Source organism: Rhodoferax sp. P2_H8_2, assembly GCF_056403235.1.
The window spans coordinates 29,298-50,108 of sequence record NZ_JBFUFW010000015.1 but is presented as its reverse complement, the minus strand read 5'-3'; the positions used below and the strand labels follow the sequence as shown (position 1 = coordinate 50,108).

The 20,811-nt window shown below is 56.2% G+C and carries 14 protein-coding genes; 9 read left to right on the top strand and 5 right to left on the bottom strand.

The features are described from left to right. Positions 1-475: 475 nt before the first annotated feature. Both AC1DV6_RS18355 and AC1DV6_RS18350 read left to right on the top strand, forming a co-directional pair. Entirely contained in the window at positions 476-3,592 is a 3,117-nt protein-coding gene (locus AC1DV6_RS18355) for a TonB-dependent receptor (RefSeq protein WP_477980011.1), read from the top strand. Between the two features lie 289 nt (positions 3,593-3,881). After that, a complete protein-coding gene (locus AC1DV6_RS18350) occupies positions 3,882-6,878 on the top strand; it encodes a TonB-dependent receptor (protein WP_477980009.1) in 2,997 nt (998 codons plus the stop codon). 131 nt (positions 6,879-7,009) lie between these two features. On the opposite strand, the gene AC1DV6_RS18345 is transcribed toward AC1DV6_RS18350, so the two are convergent. Genes AC1DV6_RS18345 through AC1DV6_RS18330 form a run of 4 tightly spaced genes read right to left on the bottom strand, consistent with a single transcriptional unit; the run spans position 7,010 to position 12,258 of the window. Continuing rightward, on the bottom strand, positions 7,010-8,581 hold the full coding sequence (locus AC1DV6_RS18345; protein ID WP_477980007.1) for a thioredoxin family protein: 1,572 nt from the start codon (positions 8,579-8,581) through the stop codon (positions 7,010-7,012). After that, positions 8,578-10,248 (bottom strand): ABC transporter ATP-binding protein, encoded by a 1,671-nt coding sequence (locus AC1DV6_RS18340; protein WP_477980005.1) that lies wholly within the window; start codon positions 10,246-10,248, stop codon positions 8,578-8,580. Before AC1DV6_RS18340 ends, AC1DV6_RS18345 begins: the two co-directional genes overlap by 4 nt. A gap of 16 nt (positions 10,249-10,264) precedes the next feature. Further along, entirely contained in the window at positions 10,265-11,323 is a 1,059-nt protein-coding gene (locus tag AC1DV6_RS18335) for an ABC transporter permease (RefSeq protein ID WP_477980003.1), read from the bottom strand. Then, positions 11,320-12,258, bottom strand: coding sequence for an ABC transporter permease (locus AC1DV6_RS18330; RefSeq protein ID WP_477980001.1), 939 nt, complete (start codon positions 12,256-12,258; stop codon positions 11,320-11,322). The genes AC1DV6_RS18335 and AC1DV6_RS18330 overlap by 4 nt, the downstream gene beginning before the upstream one ends. Before the next feature lie 103 nt (positions 12,259-12,361). Between AC1DV6_RS18330 and AC1DV6_RS18325 the strand changes: the two genes are divergently transcribed. Continuing rightward, positions 12,362-14,200: an ABC transporter substrate-binding protein gene (locus tag AC1DV6_RS18325; RefSeq protein WP_477979999.1), complete on the top strand. Its 1,839-nt coding sequence runs from the start codon at positions 12,362-12,364 to the stop codon at positions 14,198-14,200. Positions 14,201-14,260: 60 nt separating this feature from the next. Here the strand turns inward: AC1DV6_RS18325 and AC1DV6_RS18320 are convergent, their stop codons facing one another. Then, positions 14,261-14,797 carry an Lrp/AsnC family transcriptional regulator gene (locus AC1DV6_RS18320; RefSeq protein WP_477979997.1) on the bottom strand — a complete coding sequence of 179 codons (537 nt, stop codon included), beginning with the start codon at positions 14,795-14,797 and terminating at the stop codon, positions 14,261-14,263. A 107-nt stretch (positions 14,798-14,904) separates the two neighbouring features. On the opposite strand from AC1DV6_RS18320, the gene hppD reads away from it, so the two are divergent. Genes hppD through AC1DV6_RS18290 form a run of 6 tightly spaced genes read left to right on the top strand, consistent with a single transcriptional unit; the run spans position 14,905 to position 20,809 of the window. Further along, on the top strand, positions 14,905-15,981 hold the full coding sequence (gene hppD, locus AC1DV6_RS18315) for a 4-hydroxyphenylpyruvate dioxygenase (protein WP_477979995.1): 1,077 nt from the start codon (positions 14,905-14,907) through the stop codon (positions 15,979-15,981). 21 nt (positions 15,982-16,002) lie between these two features. Beyond that, a complete protein-coding gene (locus AC1DV6_RS18310) occupies positions 16,003-16,545 on the top strand; it encodes a VOC family protein (RefSeq protein WP_477979993.1) in 543 nt (180 codons plus the stop codon). Beyond that, complete coding sequence (gene fahA, locus AC1DV6_RS18305) at positions 16,545-17,825, top strand: fumarylacetoacetase (RefSeq protein ID WP_477979991.1); 1,281 nt, start codon at positions 16,545-16,547, stop codon at positions 17,823-17,825. The genes AC1DV6_RS18310 and fahA overlap by 1 nt, the downstream gene beginning before the upstream one ends. Before the next feature lie 6 nt (positions 17,826-17,831). After that, a complete protein-coding gene (gene phhA / locus AC1DV6_RS18300) occupies positions 17,832-18,653 on the top strand; it encodes a phenylalanine 4-monooxygenase (protein ID WP_477979989.1) in 822 nt (273 codons plus the stop codon). A 21-nt stretch (positions 18,654-18,674) separates the two neighbouring features. Continuing rightward, positions 18,675-20,414: a thiamine pyrophosphate-binding protein gene (locus AC1DV6_RS18295; protein ID WP_477979988.1), complete on the top strand. Its 1,740-nt coding sequence runs from the start codon at positions 18,675-18,677 to the stop codon at positions 20,412-20,414. Continuing rightward, a complete protein-coding gene (locus AC1DV6_RS18290) occupies positions 20,411-20,809 on the top strand; it encodes a VOC family protein (RefSeq protein ID WP_477979986.1) in 399 nt (132 codons plus the stop codon). The genes AC1DV6_RS18295 and AC1DV6_RS18290 overlap by 4 nt, the downstream gene beginning before the upstream one ends. Positions 20,810-20,811: the final 2 nt, after the last annotated feature.

The following is a 20,811-nucleotide window of genomic DNA, read 5'->3' as shown; positions in this document are numbered from 1 at the left end:
GATCTCGGGTGGTCAGGTCAAGAGCGTGGAAATCCTCTCCGGCCCACGCGTATTCCATGCGGCTGTACGCCAGGCGATGATGCAGTACAAGTGCACCAACGATGGCTCCGGTGATGTCATTGCCACCCAGGAGTTCAACTTCAAGGTGGAGTAAGCAGCACTGCGTGCCAGCAGGCACTACCAAAAAGGGCCCTCCGAGGGCCCTTTTTTATTGCTTGAAATAAATACCTATTGGTCATTAGGCGGGAAAGCAGATTTCTCCCTTTTTGTGCCGGGCAGACCCGCTTTTAACGGGTGATGTATTTCAGCGACACAACGCCAAAAAAATGGACCCATTGAATGGGTCGCGACCCAAATTTACGGGTTGTTACCTTACAGTTACTGACACGAAATGGAGGCTGCGCACAAGGCTTGTGTTTGGTCGTCGATAACGGCGCAAATTTTGCTCCAATTTCCAATGTTTTAAAGGATCACCATGGAACTGAAATCGCAAAGCAGAGCACTTCTGCTGAAGAAAACAGTAGTTGCGCGAGCATTGACTGTTGCCTTCGGCGCACTGGCTCTGAATGTTGCAGTTGGCACTAACGCTTTCGCACAATCCAATGCTACAGGTACTATCTTCGGACAGGTTGCCCCAGGTACTACGGTTCACATTGAAAACGCATCTGGCGTCAAACGCACTATTACCCCAGACGCAAATGGCCGATTCACTGCTACATCGCTGCCTCCTGGTGTCTACAAGGCACAGTTGGTCAAGGGTGATGCCGTTACCAGCACCACGGAAGTGGAAGTCTTGCTGGGTCAAGGTTCTGAAGTTCGCTTCGCGTCGGCAGGTTTGGCTGCAGTGGAAGTGACTGGCCGTCGTCAGGCGATTGACGTATCTACCGCCAATAGCGGTGCAACCTTCACCGCCAAGCAACTGGAGTCTTTGCCTATTGCGAAGACTGTTGCCTCCATCGTTCAGTTGGCGCCCAACACGACAAAGGCTGATTTCCGCTACGGCGCCAATGCAGCAAGCTTCGGTGGTTCCGGCTCTTCCGAAAACGCCGTGTTCATTAACGGTTTTACCGTTACTAACGGCCTGTACCAAGTCGGTTATCCATCCACCCCGTTTGGCGCCATTGCCCAAGCCCAGGTGATTACCGGTGGCTACGGCGCTGAGTTTGGTCGCTCCACAGGTGGTGTCATCAACTTGACCACCAAGAGCGGATCCAATGAATTCGAAATGAGCACTGGTTTCTCCATTGCTCCGAATAGCTTGCGCTCTGCCCAAAAGAACATCATGTATGCAAATACTGGCGCTGCAAGCAACGCCGGTACGGATGGCAAGGTGTTCTATTACAACCAGGACAACAAGCGTGATGAGAAGTCGATTAATTTCGCAATCAGCGGCCCGATCATCAAGGACACGCTGTTTTTCTATTACGGTGCTGAGAAAAACACTTACACCCAAGAGTCCACCCGTTTGGCGTCTTCTGCGCCGACCGCAGGTAGCTTGGGCTGGTTGGAGCAAGAATCCAATGTTCCTCGCCAGTTGCTGAAGCTGGACTGGAATATTACTGACGATCACCACCTTGAGTTCACAGGTATGCGTGACCGTTCTGAAGTCAATGAGTCGTACTACGGTTTCAATTACGCCACGCTGACCCGCAACAACATCAAGGCTGGCGGAGCTTCTTTCGTTAACTACGGCGCTGGTGTCCCATTCCTGTCTGCTACGGGTGCAGCTGTTGCAGCCGCGCAAGGTGCTGACATCAATATCCTGAAGTACACAGGCTACATCACACCCGACGTTACTGTTCAAGCGCTGATGGGTAAATCCAAGACCCTTCGTTCGCAAATCCCTTCTGGTTATATTCCAGGGCAATACCCGATCACTGCGGCACCAGCCAACCGCGCTCCGGGCTTTAACTACACACCGACATCAGTTCAGGGTTTCACATCCAGCCTGTTGCGTGATGATGCTTACGATTCGAACGACGGTTATCGTTTCGACGTTGAGTGGAAACTCAATGACAAGCACACTTTGCGTGTTGGTATCGACTCCAACCACATCCAGGCAACTAACGGCAGTTCGTCTGCTGGCGGTGGCGGCTGGACCTACCTGAAGGCAGCAAACCCCGGTGAAGTCCTGGCTGGCATGACTGCTGCGCCTAACAGCACAGGCAGCCCGCTGGGTGCACAAGGTTACTACGTGGACGAGACCCACCAAGTGACTGGTGCTACACCACAAGTGCGTCAAGCAGCGCAATACATTGAAGACAAATTCCAGGTCACCAAAGATCTGTTGTTGACATTGGGTCTGCGTAATGAACAGTTCCGCAATACCAACTCGCTGGATCAAACCATCATCGAGAAGACAACCCAAATTGCGCCTCGCGCAGCGATTGCCTGGGACGTGAATGGTGACTCCTCCTTCAAGGTGTTCGGTACAGCAGGCCGTTACCACCTGCCAGTGCCTGCCAATCTGGCAGTTCGCTTCGCTGGTGGTTCTTTGAATACTGAGCGCTACTACACCTATACCGGTGTGGATGCTGCAACTGGTGCACCTACTGGCCTGGTTCCAATCGGCAACCTGTATTCGCCTAACAACGAGTTTGGTGTTCCTCCAAACCCCGCTGCTTTGGCTGCAACCGACATCGAGTCCAATACGCAAGACGAGTTCACCATCGGCTTTGAAAAGGCACTGTCTTCCAAGTGGAATGTTGGTGCGCGATTCAACTACCGCAAGCTGATCAGCTCTATTGATGACGTGTCTGATCCACGTCCGGTCATGGCAAAGCTGACAAGCCAAGCCGAGAAGGACTATGTTGAAGGCCATTGGGCTGGTTCGCTGTTCAACCCAGGTAAGTCTTCCAACACCTTCATCGTCCCAGTGGATGCCGCAGGCACACTGCGTACTGTGACCGTTGATTGGAAGGATTGGGGTTTCCCAGAGACCATGAAGCGTGACTATTTCGCTTTGGATTTCATGGCGGAACACCCATTGGCTGACGGTTGGTACGGCAAGTTCAACTACACGTACTCGAAGAGCGAAGGCAACACTGAAGGTCAGCAAAAGTCTGACAACGGTCAAGCCGACGTGAGCTTCACCTCCGTGTGGGACTTCCCTGAGCTGATGATTAACAGCTCGGGTGCATTGCCTAACCAGCGTACCCATCAGTTCAAGGCATTCGGTTTGCTGGAGCTGAACAAAGAGTGGGCAATTTCCGCAAATGCATTGATTGCATCCGGTCGCCCACGTTCGTGCACGCAGAATCTGCCTACCGCGCAAGACTCGTTCGGTATTGGTGGCGGCTACGGCTCGATTTTCTTTGTCTGCCCAGGTGCAGAAGGCCGTGGCGGCATGGGCTTCCTGCCAACAGAATCCCGTTTCGATCTGGCTTTCATGTACAAGCCAGAGTTGATCAAGGGCCTCTTGGTGAAGGCTGACATCTACAACCTGTTCAATCAACAAACAGTCACTTCTATTAACGAAGAGCTGAATGTTCGTGGCGCTGGTAGTACCGTCAATCCGCTGTCCCAGATGGAACAGAACTTCACTGCACCCCGTGCTGTGACTCTGTCTGTCCAGTACACACGCAAGTTCTAATTCAAGCTGATTTAGCTTGACTCAAAAGCCCGCAGGCGAGAGCCTGCGGGCTTTTTTCTTTGAATTTTGCAGAACGTAATTACTAAAAAAGACAATGAGAATTGTGGTGACGTATTTTCGCAACCAGAGCACAAAAGGCAGGGGATTAACTAATGACCTTCCGGTCATAGTTGGGTAAAGTCATGTCACGACTATGTAACAAACATGTGTTTTTTATGTTGGAACACATGTAACGTGGTCTAAATATTGCTCTTATCCAGAGTGTTCATCTATTTTTTGGAGTTAATGCATGAAAAGTGCTCTACACGCACCCGCAAGGGGCCTGGTAAGCGCGCAAGCTTTGCGCCGTACCTCTTTGTCTATCGCCGTAGGTCTGATGATTTCGTCCGTAGCCTATGCACAAAGTTCTGAGGGCACTCTTTACGGTCAAGCCAAGGCCAATGCCTCGGTCTCTATCACGAACGTTGATAACGGTTCCACCCGTACCGTGCAAACGGATGCAAGCGGCAAGTTCACACTGCCCAAAATGCAACCTGGCCGCTACAAGGTCACCTCTGCTGGGGTGACCCGTGAAGCTACGGTGGCAATCGGCTCCGGTACCCAAGTTGTGCTGGATGGCGCTTCCCTAGGTACAGTGGAAGTTTCCGGCACCCGTACCCGCTCTTCCATCGACGTGGCGAGTGTGGAGTCGAACACCGTGTTCACTCAAGAACAACTGCAAGCACTGCCGGTCCCCCGCAATGTGAACTCCGTGGCTTTGCTGGCTCCTGGTGTCGTCAAGGGTGATGCTGGCTTGGGCGCTGGTGGCGTGCCTTCTTTCGGCGGTGCGTCTGTTGCTGAAAACGGCTACTACATTAACGGCTTCGACGTTACCAACATCCGCAACTTCCTGTCATACGCAGAACTGCCTTTCGACGCGATTGCCGAGCAGCAGATCAAGACCGGTGGTTACGGTGCCGAATACGGCCGTTCGCTGGGTGGCGTGATCAGCTTGTCCACCAAGCGCGGTACCAACGAATGGAAGGGCGGCGCTTCTGTGTACTGGGAGCCAGCAACATTGCGCGCCAAGGGACAGAACGTCAAGGACAACGAACCTGAAGCAGCGGGCAAAGGTTATACGCTGTTCCAACAAGATGACACACGCTCTTCGCTGAGTACCAATGCCTACATTGGCGGCCCGATCATCAAGGACAAGTTGTTCTTCTTCGGTTTGGTGGAAGGGTTTAACGACCAGACCAACGACTTCAAAGAGAACCAAAGCACGGCCACTTCGTCGCGCAAGCCCAAGAGCCTGATCAAGATCGACTTCACGCCGACCGACAACCACCGCTTTGAAGTGACTGCGATTTCCAACAAGAAGGAAGTCGCCATCCTGGATTACACCAACGCATCACCGTACAGCACCAGCAACGATGGCGTGCCTACGGCCAGCCTGCAAACTTCCGGTGGCGACATCTTCATCGGTAAGTACACCGGCTACCTGACTGACAACCTGACCCTGTCGGCATTGATTGGTCAAGTGCGTGACCAACAACTGTTGACTTCTGGCGCGCGTACTTCCGCATCAACGTGCCCTGTGGTTTACGTTCTGCCAGGTACAACCTACGCTGGTTGCTGGGCGCAGCCCTTCCCCGGCGGCGGTGGCCGTGATCCTCTGGCTCCTCCGACCGATGACGACGTCCGCAAGGCGTTCCGTGTTGACGTGGATTACACGATTGGTTCGCACACCATCCGTGCTGGTATCGACAACCAGAAGTTCGATTCCTCCGAAGCAGGCGGCTCACCATATGACGGTGGTCAATACTGGCGTGAACTGCTGTCCACCGGCACCGTTGGCGGCGTTGCCGTTCCGGCTGGCACGCACTACGTGCGTCTGCGGACATCCAACAACACCAGCGGCACCTACGCTGTTGAAAATACTGCCTACTATGTGGAAGACAGCTGGAAGGTTCAAAACTTCACGCTGTATGGTGGTTTGCGTTGGGAGTCGTTCAACAACAAGAACGGCGATGGCGTTAGCTTCATCAAGAAAGACAACTTGCTGGCACCGCGCATTGGTGCTGCCTGGGACGTGAACAGCGATTCCTCATTGAAGGTCTACGCCAACGCCGGCCGTTATTACATCCCTGTGGCTTCCAACACCAACATCCGCGCGACCCGCGGCGAGTCGGTGACCGAATCCTACTGGCTGTTCAATGGCTTCGCACCTGGCACCTCCAGGCCGATCGTGACTTCCCAACTGGGTAGCACAGTTGTGTCCAGCGACGGTTCCCTGGCTCTGCCTGCGACCATCGCCGACACGAGCCTGCAGCCTATGAGCCAGGATGAATACATCCTCGGTTTCCAAAAGGCGATTGCCAAGGGTTGGACCGCTGGTGTGAAGTACACCCACCGTGTGATCAACAATGGTATGGACGATTGGTGCGACCCTGCATCCGTAGGGACCTATGTCAAAGCAAATGGTTACCCCAACTTTGACTATCACACGATGGCTGGCTGCCAACTGGTCAATCCTGGTCGTGACGTGACGCTGATGATGGATCTCAACAACGATGGTGTGTTGAAGTCGTTCACAATTCCGGCTTCAGCTACAAAGCTCGCTTTGTACACTCGCAAGTACGACTCTCTGGAGTTCTCGTTTGAGAAGGCCTTTGACGGCAAATGGGGTCTGGCTGGCTCGTACACCTGGTCGCAAAGCAAGGGTACGGCTGAAGGCTACGTGAACTCCACGATCGACCAAGAAGATGCGGGTGTTAGCCAGGACTTCGATTTCGGTACGTTCACCGATGGTAGCGACGGTTACCTGCCGAATGACCGCACGCACGCGATCAAACTGTTCGGAACCTATGCCATCAACGATACGTTGCGTATTGGCGCCAACCTGAACTCCACTTCGGGTCGTCCAATGAGCCGCATTGGTTTTGTGCCCAGCACAACTCCGGGTGATGCAACAGGGTACACCACTGCTTCCACCTACTATTACGTCAACGCCCAAGGCGTGACCGTTCTAGGTCAGCGTGGTACCGAAGGTCGTTCACCATGGACGCACACGCTGGATTTGCAAGTTGCTTACATGCCCAGAATTGGCAAGGACAAGCTGACACTGCAAGCCGACGTGTTTAACGTGTTCAACGCGCAGCAAGCCACCGAACTGAACGAAATCAACGACTTCAGCCGCGGTACATCCACGGTTGGCACCGTTGGTCGCGTCAGCCAAAACTACGGCAACGCAACCTCGTTCCAAACTCCCCGCACGGTTCGTCTGACCGCTCGCTACGAGTTTTGATAACAAAGTTAGGTAACTGACGATAAAAAGGACCGCCTCGGCGGTCCTTTTTTTGTCTGGGAGATTTAGACAACAAAAAGGGAGCAGAGCTCCCTTTTTATTTGATGCGACAGTGAGCCGCTTTCAGAGTCTTAAACTTTGGCCGGTTTGAAGGCACCCATGCAAGCCGTACGTGACTCATCGCCTTCAGGCAGCTTCGTGCAGATAGCATCAAGTTGTGATGCCAGCTTCTTGACCACCGCACCATGTTGCCCCTTGGCATTCCACGCATTGAGCTTGACGCCAATCTTTTGCAGGCTGCGACGGTTGCGTTCATAGAACGTGTCCGGCTTTGGCTCCAGATCGGCCAGGATGCCAGAAGCTGCTTTAGCAATACGGGCCTCATCCTGCGGTGACATGTCTATCAGTTTGGTCAGGTAGCCCGTACCCCATTGCAAACGCGTGGCGGGGCCTTGTGATTCGGTCCAGGCGCGTTCTGCCCAGTCCAACGACGCCTTGTTGTCGCCGCGTTCTTTCGCGTTGGAAGACAACACCAGCATGTGATAGTAGGGTGAGAGGGCTTTGGGCAACTCTGCTTTCAGCAGTGCATCGGATTCATCGAGCAAACCGGCCTTGCTGAGCAAATCGGCTGCGCCCGGTATCACTGCCTGGCGTTCGTATTGGTTGGTGATGGTTTTGTCGGCGTTGCTGGCAGCTGCGCGCACTTCGGCAAGCAAGGTGGGGGAGGGTGCAAATGGAGAGCCCTTAGAGGCTTCCAGTTTTGCCAGATCCAATTTTGCGTAGACAGCGCTCAGGCGGTCGGAGTTGGACAGAGAGGCATCCTTGGCCAACACATCCAGCGCGGCACTCCATTGTGACGACAACGTGGCACGTTCCGGACCCGCTTTGGGAGTCAATGCTGAAAGCATGTCTGCGCTGTAATTCACCAGGATGTCAAAGCTCTCACGCGCCAGCGCAGCATCACCAAGGATTTTCTGGGTCTGGGCTATAGCCTGTGCAGTGTCGGGCAGAGGGCGCTGCTCTTGCGCACTGGCAACTATGGCTTTGAGCGCAAGACGCGCTTTCGTGCCGTTGAGTTCTTGTGGGCAAGCAGCGGCCAACGCATTCAGCGTGTTCACTTTATCTTTGGCTGCAACCAGTTGGGCTTCATCTTGATCCCAGGAGTAGTAAGCCAATTGGCGCCAAGCCTGTGGCGTCATTTTGGACTTGTCTGCGCCTTGTGCCATTGCGAGAGACTCTTTGACAGAGACTCCAGAAGACACAGCCATGTCCAGCACTTCGACATAACGCTGGGCGTCTACCTCCCCGGGAAGGCGCGTGAGTTCTGTGCGGTCTGGCCGGAACAAAATCATCGTGGGATAGCCCTTCACCTTGAACTGGGCCCCCAACTTTTGCGCACCCGGCGTATCGCCATCCAGATAGACCGGTATCACCAGCTTGCTGCGCTCGATGAAGTCTTGTCGGTTGAAGACCGTGGCTTTCACCTGATTGCAAGGCGGGCACCAGACTGCGCCCCAGTAGAGGAATACAGGTTTATTGCTGGCCTTGGCTTGCGCAAAGATGGCGTCGATATTGGCGCCATCCGGTTTGCTCCATGCAACAGCGCTGGCATGGCTGGTGTTTTGTGCAACGGGTTCTGGCGCTTTGGAGCAGGCTTGCAGTAGCAGCGCAGTCACCGCAACACTGATCAATGTTTTTTTCATGCGTGCAGTCCTTTCGGAATGGCTCCCAGCAATTGTTTGGTGTACGGGTGTTGCGGGTTCGCGTAGATCGCATCTGAGCTGCCGTGCTCAACGATCTCGCCTTTGTTCATCACCAGAATGTCATCGGCCATGTACTTGACCACAGCCAGGTCGTGGCTGATGAAAACGTAGGTCAGACCGAATTCTTCCTGCAGGTCGAGCAAGAGATTCAGTACGGTGGCTTGCACGCTCACATCCAGCGCACTGACGCTTTCATCGCAGACGATGATTTCAGGCTTCATGGTCAGGCAACGCGCAATCGCGATACGCTGGCGCTGGCCACCCGAGAATTCGTGCGGGTACTTGCCAAACGCTTCACGCGGCAGACCTACTTTTTCGATCAATGCCACTGCGCGCTGCGCGCGCTCGTCATCGTTAGCGCCAATCCCGTGAATGCGCATGGGTTCCATCAAAATCTGGCCCACTTTGAAGCGCGGGTTCAGGCTCGCATATGGGTTCTGAAAAATGATTTGGATGCGGCTACGGTAGGCGCGCATTTGTGCAGCACTGAGTTTGGCCAGATCAATGCCTTCGAACATGATGCTACCGGCCGTGGCATCGGTGAGTCGGGTCAGCATCATGCCGATGGTTGTTTTCCCTGAGCCGGATTCACCCACCACGCCGAGCGTCCGTCCCTTGTGCAGGGTGAAGTCTGCATTCTTGACTGCGCTGAAAATATCCCGCTTGAACAATCCCGCTTTCAGCGAGTACTCTTTTTTCAAACCCTTGACTTCAATGAGCGCAGGGCCGGAGGCGGGCAGGGTGACACGCTGTTCCGTGACGACGGGTTTGTTGTTGATGATGTCGTCAATCACGGCCAGGCGGCGCGGCCGGTCGTCCAGTTTGGGGCGGCATGCCAGCAAGGCGCGGGTATAGGCATCCTTCGGCTGGGTAAACAGAGCTTCCGCATCACCGGCCTCGCGCACTTCGCCGTGGCGCATCACCACCACCTGGTCCGAAATCTCGCCCACCAATCCAAGGTCGTGGCTGATAAACAGCATGCTCATTTTGTGCCGCTCTTGCAAGCGGGCCATCAACTCAACCACTTGCCGTTGCACAGTCACGTCGAGTGCGGTGGTCGGCTCATCCGCAATGAGCAGCTTGGGCTCGCAGGCAATCGCAATCGCGATCATCACGCGCTGCTGCTGTCCACCCGATAGCTCGTGCGGATACGACTTCAGGCGCTCTTTGGGATTGGGGATGCCTACTTCGTTCATCAACTCCAGCGCCCGGTCCAGAGCTTGGCGCGCGTTCATGTTTTTGTGGATGCGCAGTACTTCTGCAATTTGCTCTCCGACCGTGAACACCGGGTTGAGCGAGCTCATGGGTTCCTGGAACACTACAGAAATGTCCTTGCCGCGCATGGACCGCAGTTCCTCGATCGGCGCCTTAAGCAGATCGCGGCCGTTGAACAATATCTTGCTGCTCGGGGCGATGACGGCGTTGTCTGGCAAGAGGCCAACGATGCTCATCGCGCTGACGGATTTGCCGCTGCCGGACTCTCCGACCAGAGCCACCGTGCTGTTGGCAGGGATGTCAAAGCTGACACCCTTGACCGCCTCGACGGTTTGGGTTTTGCTGATGCGAAATGCGACCCGCAGGTCTTGTACGCTGATCAATGGGTTCATGGTATTGTGTCCTGAATTAGCGCAACTTGGGGTCCAGCGCATCGCGCAGCGCGTCAGTGAGTAGCGCGAAGGCCATCACAAAGGTCGACATGAACACGGTCGCTGTCGCCATTTGCCACCACTTGCCTTGCACCAGCTCGTTTTGCGTTTCATTCAGCATCGTGCCCCAGCTGACGACCTCCAGCGGTACGCCCAAACCGAGGAAGGACAGGATCACTTCAGTCTTGATGAAGCTCACCACATGCAAGCTCAATTGCACCAGCACGACGTGGCTGATATTGGGCAGGATGTGCACAAACATCCGTGACATATGGGAGGCACCAATGGCCTCGGCCGCGCGTACATACTCGCGCGAACGGTGTTTGATGTACTCGGCGCGCACCAACCGGTAGATGCCAGTCCATCCGACCACGCCCAGAATAATGATCACGGACCAGACGCTGTTGCCGAGCGTAGCAGCCAGCGGGCCGAACTTCAGCACTGCTGCGAGCGCGAACAGCAGCAGGATGTAGGGGATGGACGTGAAGACGTTGTAGACCCACTCCAGAAAATCGCCTACGGGCCCACCGAAATAGCCGCCGACGGCGCCCAGCACGGTGCCGAGAATGGTGGCGAATATCGCCGCCAGAAGGCCGGCGGTGATAGACACCTGTGCGCCCTTGATTGCCTTGCTCAGCACATCGCGTCCCAACTGGTCTCCACCCAGTGCCAGCGTGTCTGATTTGTGGACTTCGACCACCTTCAACTTGGAGGCCGCTTCATCCCATTCCTTGTAGCGAGATGCCAAGGGGTCAATGTCGCTGATGTCGATGTTGGGGCCGCTGGCGCCTTCGACAATTGCGGTTTGTGAACCATCCACGATCTTGCCGACAAAGTGGGGTGGCGCAAACGGTGTGCCGACTTCCTTTTGCCAATCGCGGGCCAGTACACCGGCGTAGGCCAGCAGCACCATCAGAATGAACAGCAGCGTGACGGCCAAGGAGACCATGCCAACACGGTCGGCCTTGAGCCGCTTCCATGCCGACGCCCAGACGCCGGGGGACTGGGGGATTTCTTGCAAAGTAACCGCGCTCATTTCAGCACCACCCGTGGATCAACAAATTTGTACATGACATCGGTGACCAGATTGATCACCATCGTGAGCACGGCCAGATATACCGTGAATGCCTGGATCACCGGGTAGTCACCGCGGCTCACCGCCAAAATTACTTCCCGGCCCAAGCCGGGGATGGAGAAGAAGCTCTCGATCAGGAACGAGCCGACAAACACGCCGGGCAAGAGCGTCGCGATATTGGTAAGGATAGGAATCATCGCGTTGCGCAGCACATGCTTGAACAGAATAGTGTTCTCTGCCACGCCCTTGGCGCGCGCAGTGCGTACATAGTCGTGGCCCAGTTCATCCAGGAAGAAGCTGCGATACAAACGCGTTTGCGGGGCCAGCGCGACGAACACTGCGAGCATCACCGGTAGCGGTGCGTAGGTCACCAGGTTTTTCCAGTAGCTGTTGCTCCATCCCTGCACCGGGAACCAGCCCAGCAGAAAACCAAACACATACTGGCCCAGCACGACGTAGACCAGCAAGCTGATCGACATTGCGATGGTGGTGATCATCATCACCGAACGGTCGGTCAGACTGCCGCGCACGCGCGCTACGGCCATGCCGGCAACGATTGCCAGCCCGACTTCCAGCACCAGTATCGGCACCATGATGGTCAGCGTGGCCGGCAGTCGGCTGTTAAAGATGGAGGAAATTGCTTCCTTGGTGACCCAACTGGTGCCCCAGTTGAACGTGAAGATCTGTTTGACGAAAATCCACAACTGTTCCCAGACCGGGAGGTGCAGGCCGAGTTGCACACGTATGGCCTCGATCTGCGCAGGCGTTGCGTTCATGCCGGCCATGATGTCGGCCGGGTCGCCGCCGAACCATTTGAACAGGAAGAAGATCAGCAAAATGACCCCAATAAGTGTGGGGACCATTTGCAGAATACGCCGCAAAATATAGGAAAGCATGATTTTTGACCGTGTCTAAGGTAAAACGCCCATCGTAAGGGCGTGCCGCGGGATTATGCTTGCAAGTTTTGTGCAAAGCATCAGTGTTTGTCTGAGGGTAAAAATGAAATTCGCGAAGTTGTTGTTGGGGGTAGCGCTATCGGTCCTGGGTGCACAGGCCAGTCAGGCGGCCGATCCGGCCCCCAAGGTGGAGAAGGTGTTTCGCTATTCCTTCCGTTCTGCTGAAACCGGTTTCGATGGGGCCCAGATCAACGATCTCTACTCGCGCACCATTACCGACAACATCTTCGAGTCGCTCTACAAGTACGACTACCTGTCAAAGCCGATTCAGATTGTCCCGGCACTGGCCGACGGTATGCCGGAGATCAAAGACAACTACAAGAGCTACACGATCAAGATCAAAAAGGGCATTTATTTTGCCGACGACGCAGCGTTCTGCGACAGCGAAGGCAAGAACTGCAAGAAGCGCGAAGTCACTGCGCACGATTTTGTTTACACGCTCAAACGCCTCTATGACCCAGTCAACAAGAGCCCTGCGTTCAGCGATTGGACGGAGCTCGGCATCATCGGCATGGCCGCATTGCGGACCCCAGCGGAAAAGCCGGGTGGCAAGTTCAATTACGACACCGAAGTCGAAGGCTTGCGCGCTTTGGACCGCTACACCTTGCAGATCAAGGTTGCGGAAACACGCCCACGCCTGATGTACAGAATTGCCGACGGTAGCGTTGCCGGTGTTGTCGCTCGGGAAGTGGTCGAAAAATACGGTGACAAGATCATGCAGCACCCGGTGGGCACCGGTGCCTTCAAGCTGGACCAATGGACACGCGGCACCAAGATCACATTTGTGCGCAATCCTAATTTCCGGGAAATGTATTACGACCCCAAGCCGGCACCCGACGATAAGGAGGCACAGGCCATCTACGAGCAAATGAAAGGCAAGCGACTGCCGATGGTGGACCGGGTTGAGGTTTCCATCATCGACCAAGAGCAGCCGCGATGGCTGGCCTTCCTCGGCTATGACCACGATTTCTACGAACGTCTGGCACCGACCTACGCCTATGAGGCGATTCCTGGAAACCACCTGGCTCCCAACCTGGTCAAGCGCGGCATCAAGATGAAGCGCACCGCGTCGCCAGACATGACGCTCTTCTATTTCAATATGGAAGATCCCATGGTCGGCGGCTACACGCCTGACAAGATCGCTTTGCGCCGTGCCATCGGTCTGGCTTACAACACCGACGAAGAAATCCGTATTCCGCGGCGCAACCAGGCGACCATGGCGCAAAGCATGGTGCAGCCTGCCGTCTATGGCTATGACCCGCTGTTGAAGACCGAGATGAGCGAATACAACCTGCCCAAGGCGATGGCTTTGCTGGATATGTACGGTTACACCGACAAGGACGGAGACGGTTGGCGCGACATGCCGGATGGCAGCCAGCTACAGCTCGACTACTTCACGATGGATGAAGCCCTCTACCGTGAATTGGCCGAAACGATGCGCAAGTCTATGACTGCGTTGGGCGTCAAGATTAAATTCACGATGCGCAAGTTCCCAGACAACCTCAAGGCCGCCCGCGCCGGCAAGATGCAGATGTGGACCTTGGCCTATAGCGCCAGCGACCCCGATGCCGATGGCGGTTTTGCGATTCTGTACGGCCCCTCCAAAGGTCTGCAGAACCTGCCGCGCTTTGACTTGCCAGCCTACAACGACCTGTATCTGCAGCAGCAAAGCTTGCCTGACGGTCCCGAGCGTTTGGCTGTAATGCGCAAGGCGGTCAAGTTGGCCGTCGCTTATATGCCCATCAAGTTCACAGCGCACCGCGTGATGACGGACATGTCGTATCCGTGGTTCCTGGGGTATCGCAGGCCTGTCGTTGGTCGTGACTTCTGGAAGTACATTGACATCGATACCGACATTCTTGCCAAGTATTCCAAGCAATAAATAGGGCTGTAGACCGCTTTCGATGTGCGTGAGCAGCTATAAAAATAATAGCAACCGGTGTCAAGCTCCGCTCAGTCTGGCGCGTCTTGCCGCGCCGTCACTGCGTTCCAGGTGCTTGAGTGGGAGCACGGTGCTGGACTTGATGCTTTGCAAAACAATGTTGGAGCGAATTGCACTGACGCCTTTTAGCCGCGTCAGCCGCTTCAACACCGAATCTGATAAATCCGTCAGGCTGGCCGCCATGATTTGCAGGATGTAGTCTGACTCACCCGTCACACTGAAACACTCCAATACTTCGGGGAACGCTGCAATGTCACGCTCAAACGCAGCGCCTTCATCGCCGCCATGGCGGGTCAGACTCACATACGTGACAGCCCGCACGCCCAAACCCACCAAAGCAGGGTCCAGCAGCGCAACGTAGCGGCGGATGATGCCGCAGGCCTGAAGGCGCTGGATGCGGCGGCTCACCTGCGATGCGGACAGGTGGATCTGTTCGCCCAGTTGTTGATGGGTCGCATGGGCATCTTGCTGCAATGCAGCCAGCAGGCTCACATCGAACCGATCTAGCAGCAAATCATCATTTTTCTCTTGATTCATGCATAAATTATGCACAAATGGCGTGCGTTCGGGGGAAATATGCATGCACTGTGCATGCGCAAATGCCCACAATCGAGACTTCAATTGTGGTTTTGAGGAGCATTGCTGTGGCGGATCTTTTTGACAATCCCATGGGGTTGATGGGTTTTGAGTTTGTTGAATTTGCGTCACCGACGCCCGGTCTGATCGAGCCCATCCTCGAGCAAATGGGCTTTACGCGTGTCGCCAAGCATCGCTCCAAAGATGTGGACCTGTTTCGTCAGGGCGGTATCAACTTCATCGTCAACCGCGAGCCGAAGAGCTTCGCGGCGTACTTCGCTGCCGAGCACGGCCCGTCGGCTTGCTCGATGGCGTTTCGTGTGAAGGATTCCCACAAGGCCTATGCCCGCGCGCTGGAGCTGGGTGCACAGCCGGTGGAATTTCCGACGGGCCCGATGGAGCTGCGCCTACCGGCGATCAAGGGCATTGGTGGCGCGCCGCTGTACCTGATTGACCGCTTTGAAGAAGGCAAGTCGATCTACGACATCGACTTTGAATTCCTGCCAGGCGTCGATCGCCATCCGGTGGGCCACGGCCTGAAGATCGTCGACCACCTGACACACAACGTCTACCGCGGTCGCATGGCCTATTGGGCTGCGTTCTATGAGCGTCTGTTCAACTTCCGCGAGATTCGCTACTTCGATATCAAGGGCGAATACACGGGCCTGACCAGCAAGGCGCTGACCGCACCGGATGGCATGATCCGCATCCCGCTCAACGAAGAAGCGGGCGGCAAGGGCGGCCAGATCGAAGAGTTTTTGATGCAGTTCAGTGGTGAGGGCATTCAGCACATTGCGATGCTGACCGACGACCTCATCGGCACACTGGACAAGATCAAACAGGCAGGCATTCCGCTGATGACGGCGCCACCCGAGACCTACTACGAAATGCTGTCCGAGCGCCTGCCGGATCATGGCGAAGATGTGGAAGCGCTGAAGTCGCGTGGCATTTTGCTGGACGGTGTGGCCAAGGGCGGTGAACGCCGCTTGTTGCTGCAAATTTTCTCGGCAACGCTGCTGGGCCCCGTGTTCTTCGAGTTCATTCAACGCAAGGGAGACGATGGATTTGGCGAAGGCAATTTCAAGGCTTTGTTCGAATCGATTGAACGCGACCAGGTGCGCCGCGGTGTGTTGGCTACTGCATAAACCCAGCGAAGGAGAAGCGCCATGAAGATTGAAAAAATCCACCATGTGGCCTACCGCTGCAAGGACGCGAAAGAGACCGTGCTGTGGTACCAGAAGATGCTGAAGATGGACTTCGTGCTGGCCATCGCCGAAGACGTCGTGCCTTCAACCAAGGCGCCGGACCCGTACATGCACATCTTTATGGACGCCGGGAACGGCAATGTGCTGGCGTTCTTTGAATTGCCAACCCAACCGCCGATGGGCCGCGACCCGAATACGCCGGAGTGGGTGCAGCACATTGCGTTCCGCGTCAAAGACCGCGCTGAGCTATTGGAGTTCAAGGCTCACCTGGAAGCGGAAGGCGTAGACGTTTTGGGCGTGACCGACCATGGCATGTTTCACTCGATTTATTTCTTTGACCCGAACGGCCACCGCTTGGAACTGGCCTGTCCGGACCCGGAAGAAATAGCACTTATCGCCCGCATGGACGCGGTCAAGTGGGACATGCTGGAAGACTGGAGCAAGACCAAACGCGCACCGCACCACGCGTCCTTTCTGCACGCCAAAGAGCTGGGCTCGCATTGATGCTGCGCGCGCTGGATGAAACCCACGATCCGGCCACACAAAGCTGGGTCGCCTCGGCCCATGCGGCCGACACCGATTTCCCAATCCAGAACCTGCCGTTTGGTCGCTTCCGTCGCCTCAACACCGAGCCCTGGCGCATAGGTGTTGCGATTGGTGATCAGGTGCTGGATCTGCATGCAGCAGGCTTGATTGACCATGCTGATATGCACGCATTGATGTCCGCCTCATCCGCAGCGCGCAAGGCGTTGCGCGTGACTTTGTGGCAAGGCCTGAAAGCTGGCTCCGCATTACAGGGCGTTTGGCAGGCTGCATTGCTGCCCATGAATGCGGTGGAGTTGGGCTTGCCGTGCGAGATCGGTGACTACACGGATTTCTACACCGGCATTCACCATGCGACCACCGTCGGAAAATTGTTCCGCCCTGACAACCCATTGCTACCCAACTACAAGTGGATACCCATCGGATACCACGGTCGCGCGTCCAGCGTGGGCGCAAGCGGGCAAAGCTTTCATCGTCCGCTGGGGCAGACCATGCCGCCCGGTGCCTCAGCGCCGAGTTTCGGCCCCAGCCAACGTATCGACTATGAAATGGAAGTGGCCGCGTGGATGGGCAAAGGCAATGCGGCTGGAACGGCGATTGATATGGAACGCGCCGAAGAACACATATTTGGCATCAGTCTGCTCAATGACTGGAGTGCACGTGATGTGCAGGCTTGGGAATACCAACCGCTTGGCCCGTTTTTATCCAAGAGCTTTGCAACCACCGTGTCCCCTTGGCTGGTGACGATGGAGGCACTGGCGCCGTTCCGTGCTGCGTTTACAAGGCCGGAGGGTGACCCTGCACCTTTGCCGTATCTGGATTCGCCCGCGAACCGCAGCGACGGCGCTATTGCTGTTGCGCTGGAGGTCTGGTTGCAAACTGCAGCGATGCGCGAAGCGGGCTCGCCAGGTCAGCGCCTGTCTACCTCAGGCCTGCAGGATGCCTACTGGACGCTGGCGCAATTGGTGACACACCACACCGTCAATGGCTGCAATCTGCGCACGGGTGACTTACTGGGCACTGGCACGCTGTCAGGTCCAGCACCAGAGCAGGGTGGTTCCCTGTTGGAGCTGACGCAAGGCGGCAAAGTTCCGCTGACTTTGAGCAACGGCGAGACGCGCACTTTCTTGCAGGATGGCGATACCGTGATTCTGCGCGGTAGCTGCAGTGCGCCCGGTGCGCGCCGCATTGGTTTCGGCGAATGCCGGGGTAGCGTGCTTGCAGCGCGCACGTTAAGCTAAAGCGTCATGAACGACTACATCATCGACCAGGGCTGGAAGAATTACAGCCAACAAGAGCACCAAGTCTGGCGCACGCTGTTTGACCGGCAAACACAACTGCTGCCTGAACTGGCCTGCGACGCGTTTGTGCAGGGCATGCAGGATTTGCCTATGGGCCCAGACCAGATTCCCGACTTTTGTGCGTTGAACGAAACGCTCAAACCGCGCACGGGTTGGGAAATTGTTGCCGTGCCAGGGCTGGTGCCCGACGACGTGTTCTTCACCCATCTGGCCAACCGCAGGTTTCCTGCCGGCAATTTCATCCGCAAGCCGCACGAGCTGGACTATCTGGAAGAGCCCGATGTTTTCCATGACGTGTTTGGCCATGTGCCGATGCTGATGCACCCGGTAATGGCGGACTTTATCCAGGCCTATGGCGAGGGCGGCCTGCGTGCGCAAAGCATTGGCAAACTGCAGGAGCTGGCTCGCGTGTATTGGTACACCGTGGAGTTCGGTTTGGTGCAAGAAGCTCAGGGCACGCGCATCTACGGTGCGGGCATTGCGTCTTCGTATTCCGAGAGCAAATTCGCAGTACAGGACGCATCGCCGAACCGCATCGGGTTTGAACTCGAGCGCGTAATGCGGACCAACTACCGCATCGACGACTTCCAGGAAACCTACTTTGTGCTGGACAAGCTGGACGACCTGCTTGCCTTGCAAAGCATTGACTTTGCGCCGGTATACGAGCGACTGAACCATGGGCCGCACTACGTGCCAGGCGACGTACTGCCACAGGACCGCGTTTTGCACCGAGGCACTGGCAGCTACCACCGCGCCAAGAAGGTCTGAAGAGACGGGCAAAATGCAGGAATGTCTGAACTGATTCCTGCTGAAATCGCCGGTCACTTGCTGGTGCAATGTCTGGTCGAACAGGGCGTGACCCACGCCTTTGGGGTGCCTGGCGAAAGTTATCTTGCTGTGCTGGATGGCTTTCACCGCTATCGCGACCACATCCGCTTCATCACAAACCGGCAAGAGGGCGGCGCCGCCTTCATGGCCGAAGCACACGGCAAGCTGACCGGGCGCCCCGGCATCTGCTTTGTGACGCGCGGGCCGGGCGCCACCAACGCCAGCATTGGCTTGCACACGGCATTTCAGGATTCCACACCGATGGTGCTGTTCGTCGGCGATGTGGCCAGCGACACGCGCGACCGCGAGGCGTTTCAAGAGTTGGACTACCGCGTGATGTTTGGCCCCAGCACGGGTGGTATGGCGAAGCGCGTGGAGCGTATTGATGATGCGCGTCGCATTCCGGAATACGTGGCGCGTGCTTTCGCCACCGCGATGAATGGCCGACCCGGCCCGGTGGTGCTGGTGTTGCCGGAAGACATGTTGACGCAAAAGGTAGCTCCGGATTTGCAACCATTGCCGCGCGTAGAGCCGATTGAAGCATGGAGTGACCCGGGAGCCTTGCGCAGATTGCGTGAGCTGCTATTAAAAGCAGAGCGACCGCTGGTCATTGCAGGCGGTGGTGGTTGGACGGTGCAGGCCGCTCAGGCCTTGCAGCGCTTTGCCGAGAACTGGCGTCTGCCCGTGACCAATGCGTTCCGCTTTCAGGACACATTTGACAACCACCACGCGCAGTACGCGGGTGATGTGGGCATAGGCATCAGCCCGGCGCTTGCCAAGCATGTGAAAGACAGCGACTTGATTTTGGCGATTGGGCCACGGCTGGGCGAGATGACAACGGGCGGCTATACGCTGCTACAGGCCCCCAAGGCCCACCAGACCCTGGTGCATATCCACGCCAGCGCGGAAGAGCTGGGCCGGGTCTACCAGGCCGATCTCGCGATCCATGCGTCTATGGCAGCCGCGGCGCGTTCTTTAGAGGTGTTGACGGCACCTATTGATCTGCCATGGGTTAATTGGACGCAGGAGTGCAATGCCGACTACGTGGCTCATTTGCGCCCCAGCGCGATCGCCGATTTGCCAGCGGATTCGCCAGACGGGTTGGTCGACATGCCGCGTGTGATTGCCACATTGCAAAAACATTTGCCTGCAGATGCGGCGCTGACCAATGGCGCCGGCAACTTCGCCAGCTGGTTGCACCGCTACTTTCGCTACAGCGGCCTCGCCAAGGGCCACAAGATCCAACTGGCGCCTACCAATGGCGCAATGGGCTATGGCGTACCCGCAGGCATTGCGGCAGCCATCACTACAGGGCGCTTAGCGTTCACAATCGCAGGCGATGGTGACTTTCTGATGAATGGTCAGGAGCTGGCCACTGCCGTACAGCACGGCGCCAAAACCATCATCCTGCTTTTGAACAACGGCATGTACGGCACGATACGCATGCACCAGGAGCGCGAGTATCCGCAGCATGTGGCGGGCACAGCTTTGCAAAACCCGGACTTCTGCGCACTGGCCCGCGCCTACGGTTATGTGGCGGTACAGATTCGCGATAGCACCATGTTTGAGGTCGAACTATTGGCCGCATTGGCGCGGCCGCAAGGTACGCTGATTGAGGTGCAGCTGAACCCTGAGCTGATCACTACGCGCGGCAGTTTGTCATCCATTACCCAAGCCGCGCTGAAGGCGAAAACCCCATGAGCCAATCGATTCCTCTCGTGTCTTTGCTGGTGCGCGACTACGACGAAGCGATTCGTTTTTTCGTCGACGCCATGCGTTTTGAATTGAAGGAAGACACGCTGCTTGGCCCTGGCAAGCGCTGGGTCGTCGTGGCGCCACGCAATGCAACGGGCGTTGGTCTCTTGTTGGCGCAAGCCAGTGGTGTGGAGCAAATCGCGCGGATTGGTGACCAGACGGGTGGCCGTGTCTTTCTGTTTTTGCAAACGGATGACTTCGAAGCTGACCATGCGCATATGCAGGCTCATGGTGTGTACTTTGAAGAAGCACCACGCCATGAAGCCTACGGAACAGTCGCGGTATTTCGCGACCTGTGCGGCAACAAGTGGGATTTGCTACAGCGCAAAGTTGCGCGGTAGAA

Coding starts and splice junctions, on each gene's coding strand:
- AC1DV6_RS18355 (WP_477980011.1), top strand. CDS start 476: ATGGAACTGAAATCGCAAAGCAGAGCACTTCTGCTGAAGAAAACAGTA.
- AC1DV6_RS18350 (WP_477980009.1), top strand. CDS start 3,882: ATGAAAAGTGCTCTACACGCACCCGCAAGGGGCCTGGTAAGCGCGCAA.
- AC1DV6_RS18345 (WP_477980007.1), bottom strand. CDS start 8,581: ATGAAAAAAACATTGATCAGTGTTGCGGTGACTGCGCTGCTACTGCAA.
- AC1DV6_RS18340 (WP_477980005.1), bottom strand. CDS start 10,248: ATGAACCCATTGATCAGCGTACAAGACCTGCGGGTCGCATTTCGCATC.
- AC1DV6_RS18335 (WP_477980003.1), bottom strand. CDS start 11,323: ATGAGCGCGGTTACTTTGCAAGAAATCCCCCAGTCCCCCGGCGTCTGG.
- AC1DV6_RS18330 (WP_477980001.1), bottom strand. CDS start 12,258: ATGCTTTCCTATATTTTGCGGCGTATTCTGCAAATGGTCCCCACACTT.
- AC1DV6_RS18325 (WP_477979999.1), top strand. CDS start 12,362: ATGAAATTCGCGAAGTTGTTGTTGGGGGTAGCGCTATCGGTCCTGGGT.
- AC1DV6_RS18320 (WP_477979997.1), bottom strand. CDS start 14,797: ATGAATCAAGAGAAAAATGATGATTTGCTGCTAGATCGGTTCGATGTG.
- AC1DV6_RS18310 (WP_477979993.1), top strand. CDS start 16,003: ATGAAGATTGAAAAAATCCACCATGTGGCCTACCGCTGCAAGGACGCG.
- fahA (WP_477979991.1), top strand. CDS start 16,545: ATGCTGCGCGCGCTGGATGAAACCCACGATCCGGCCACACAAAGCTGG.
- phhA (WP_477979989.1), top strand. CDS start 17,832: ATGAACGACTACATCATCGACCAGGGCTGGAAGAATTACAGCCAACAA.
- AC1DV6_RS18295 (WP_477979988.1), top strand. CDS start 18,675: ATGTCTGAACTGATTCCTGCTGAAATCGCCGGTCACTTGCTGGTGCAA.
- AC1DV6_RS18290 (WP_477979986.1), top strand. CDS start 20,411: ATGAGCCAATCGATTCCTCTCGTGTCTTTGCTGGTGCGCGACTACGAC.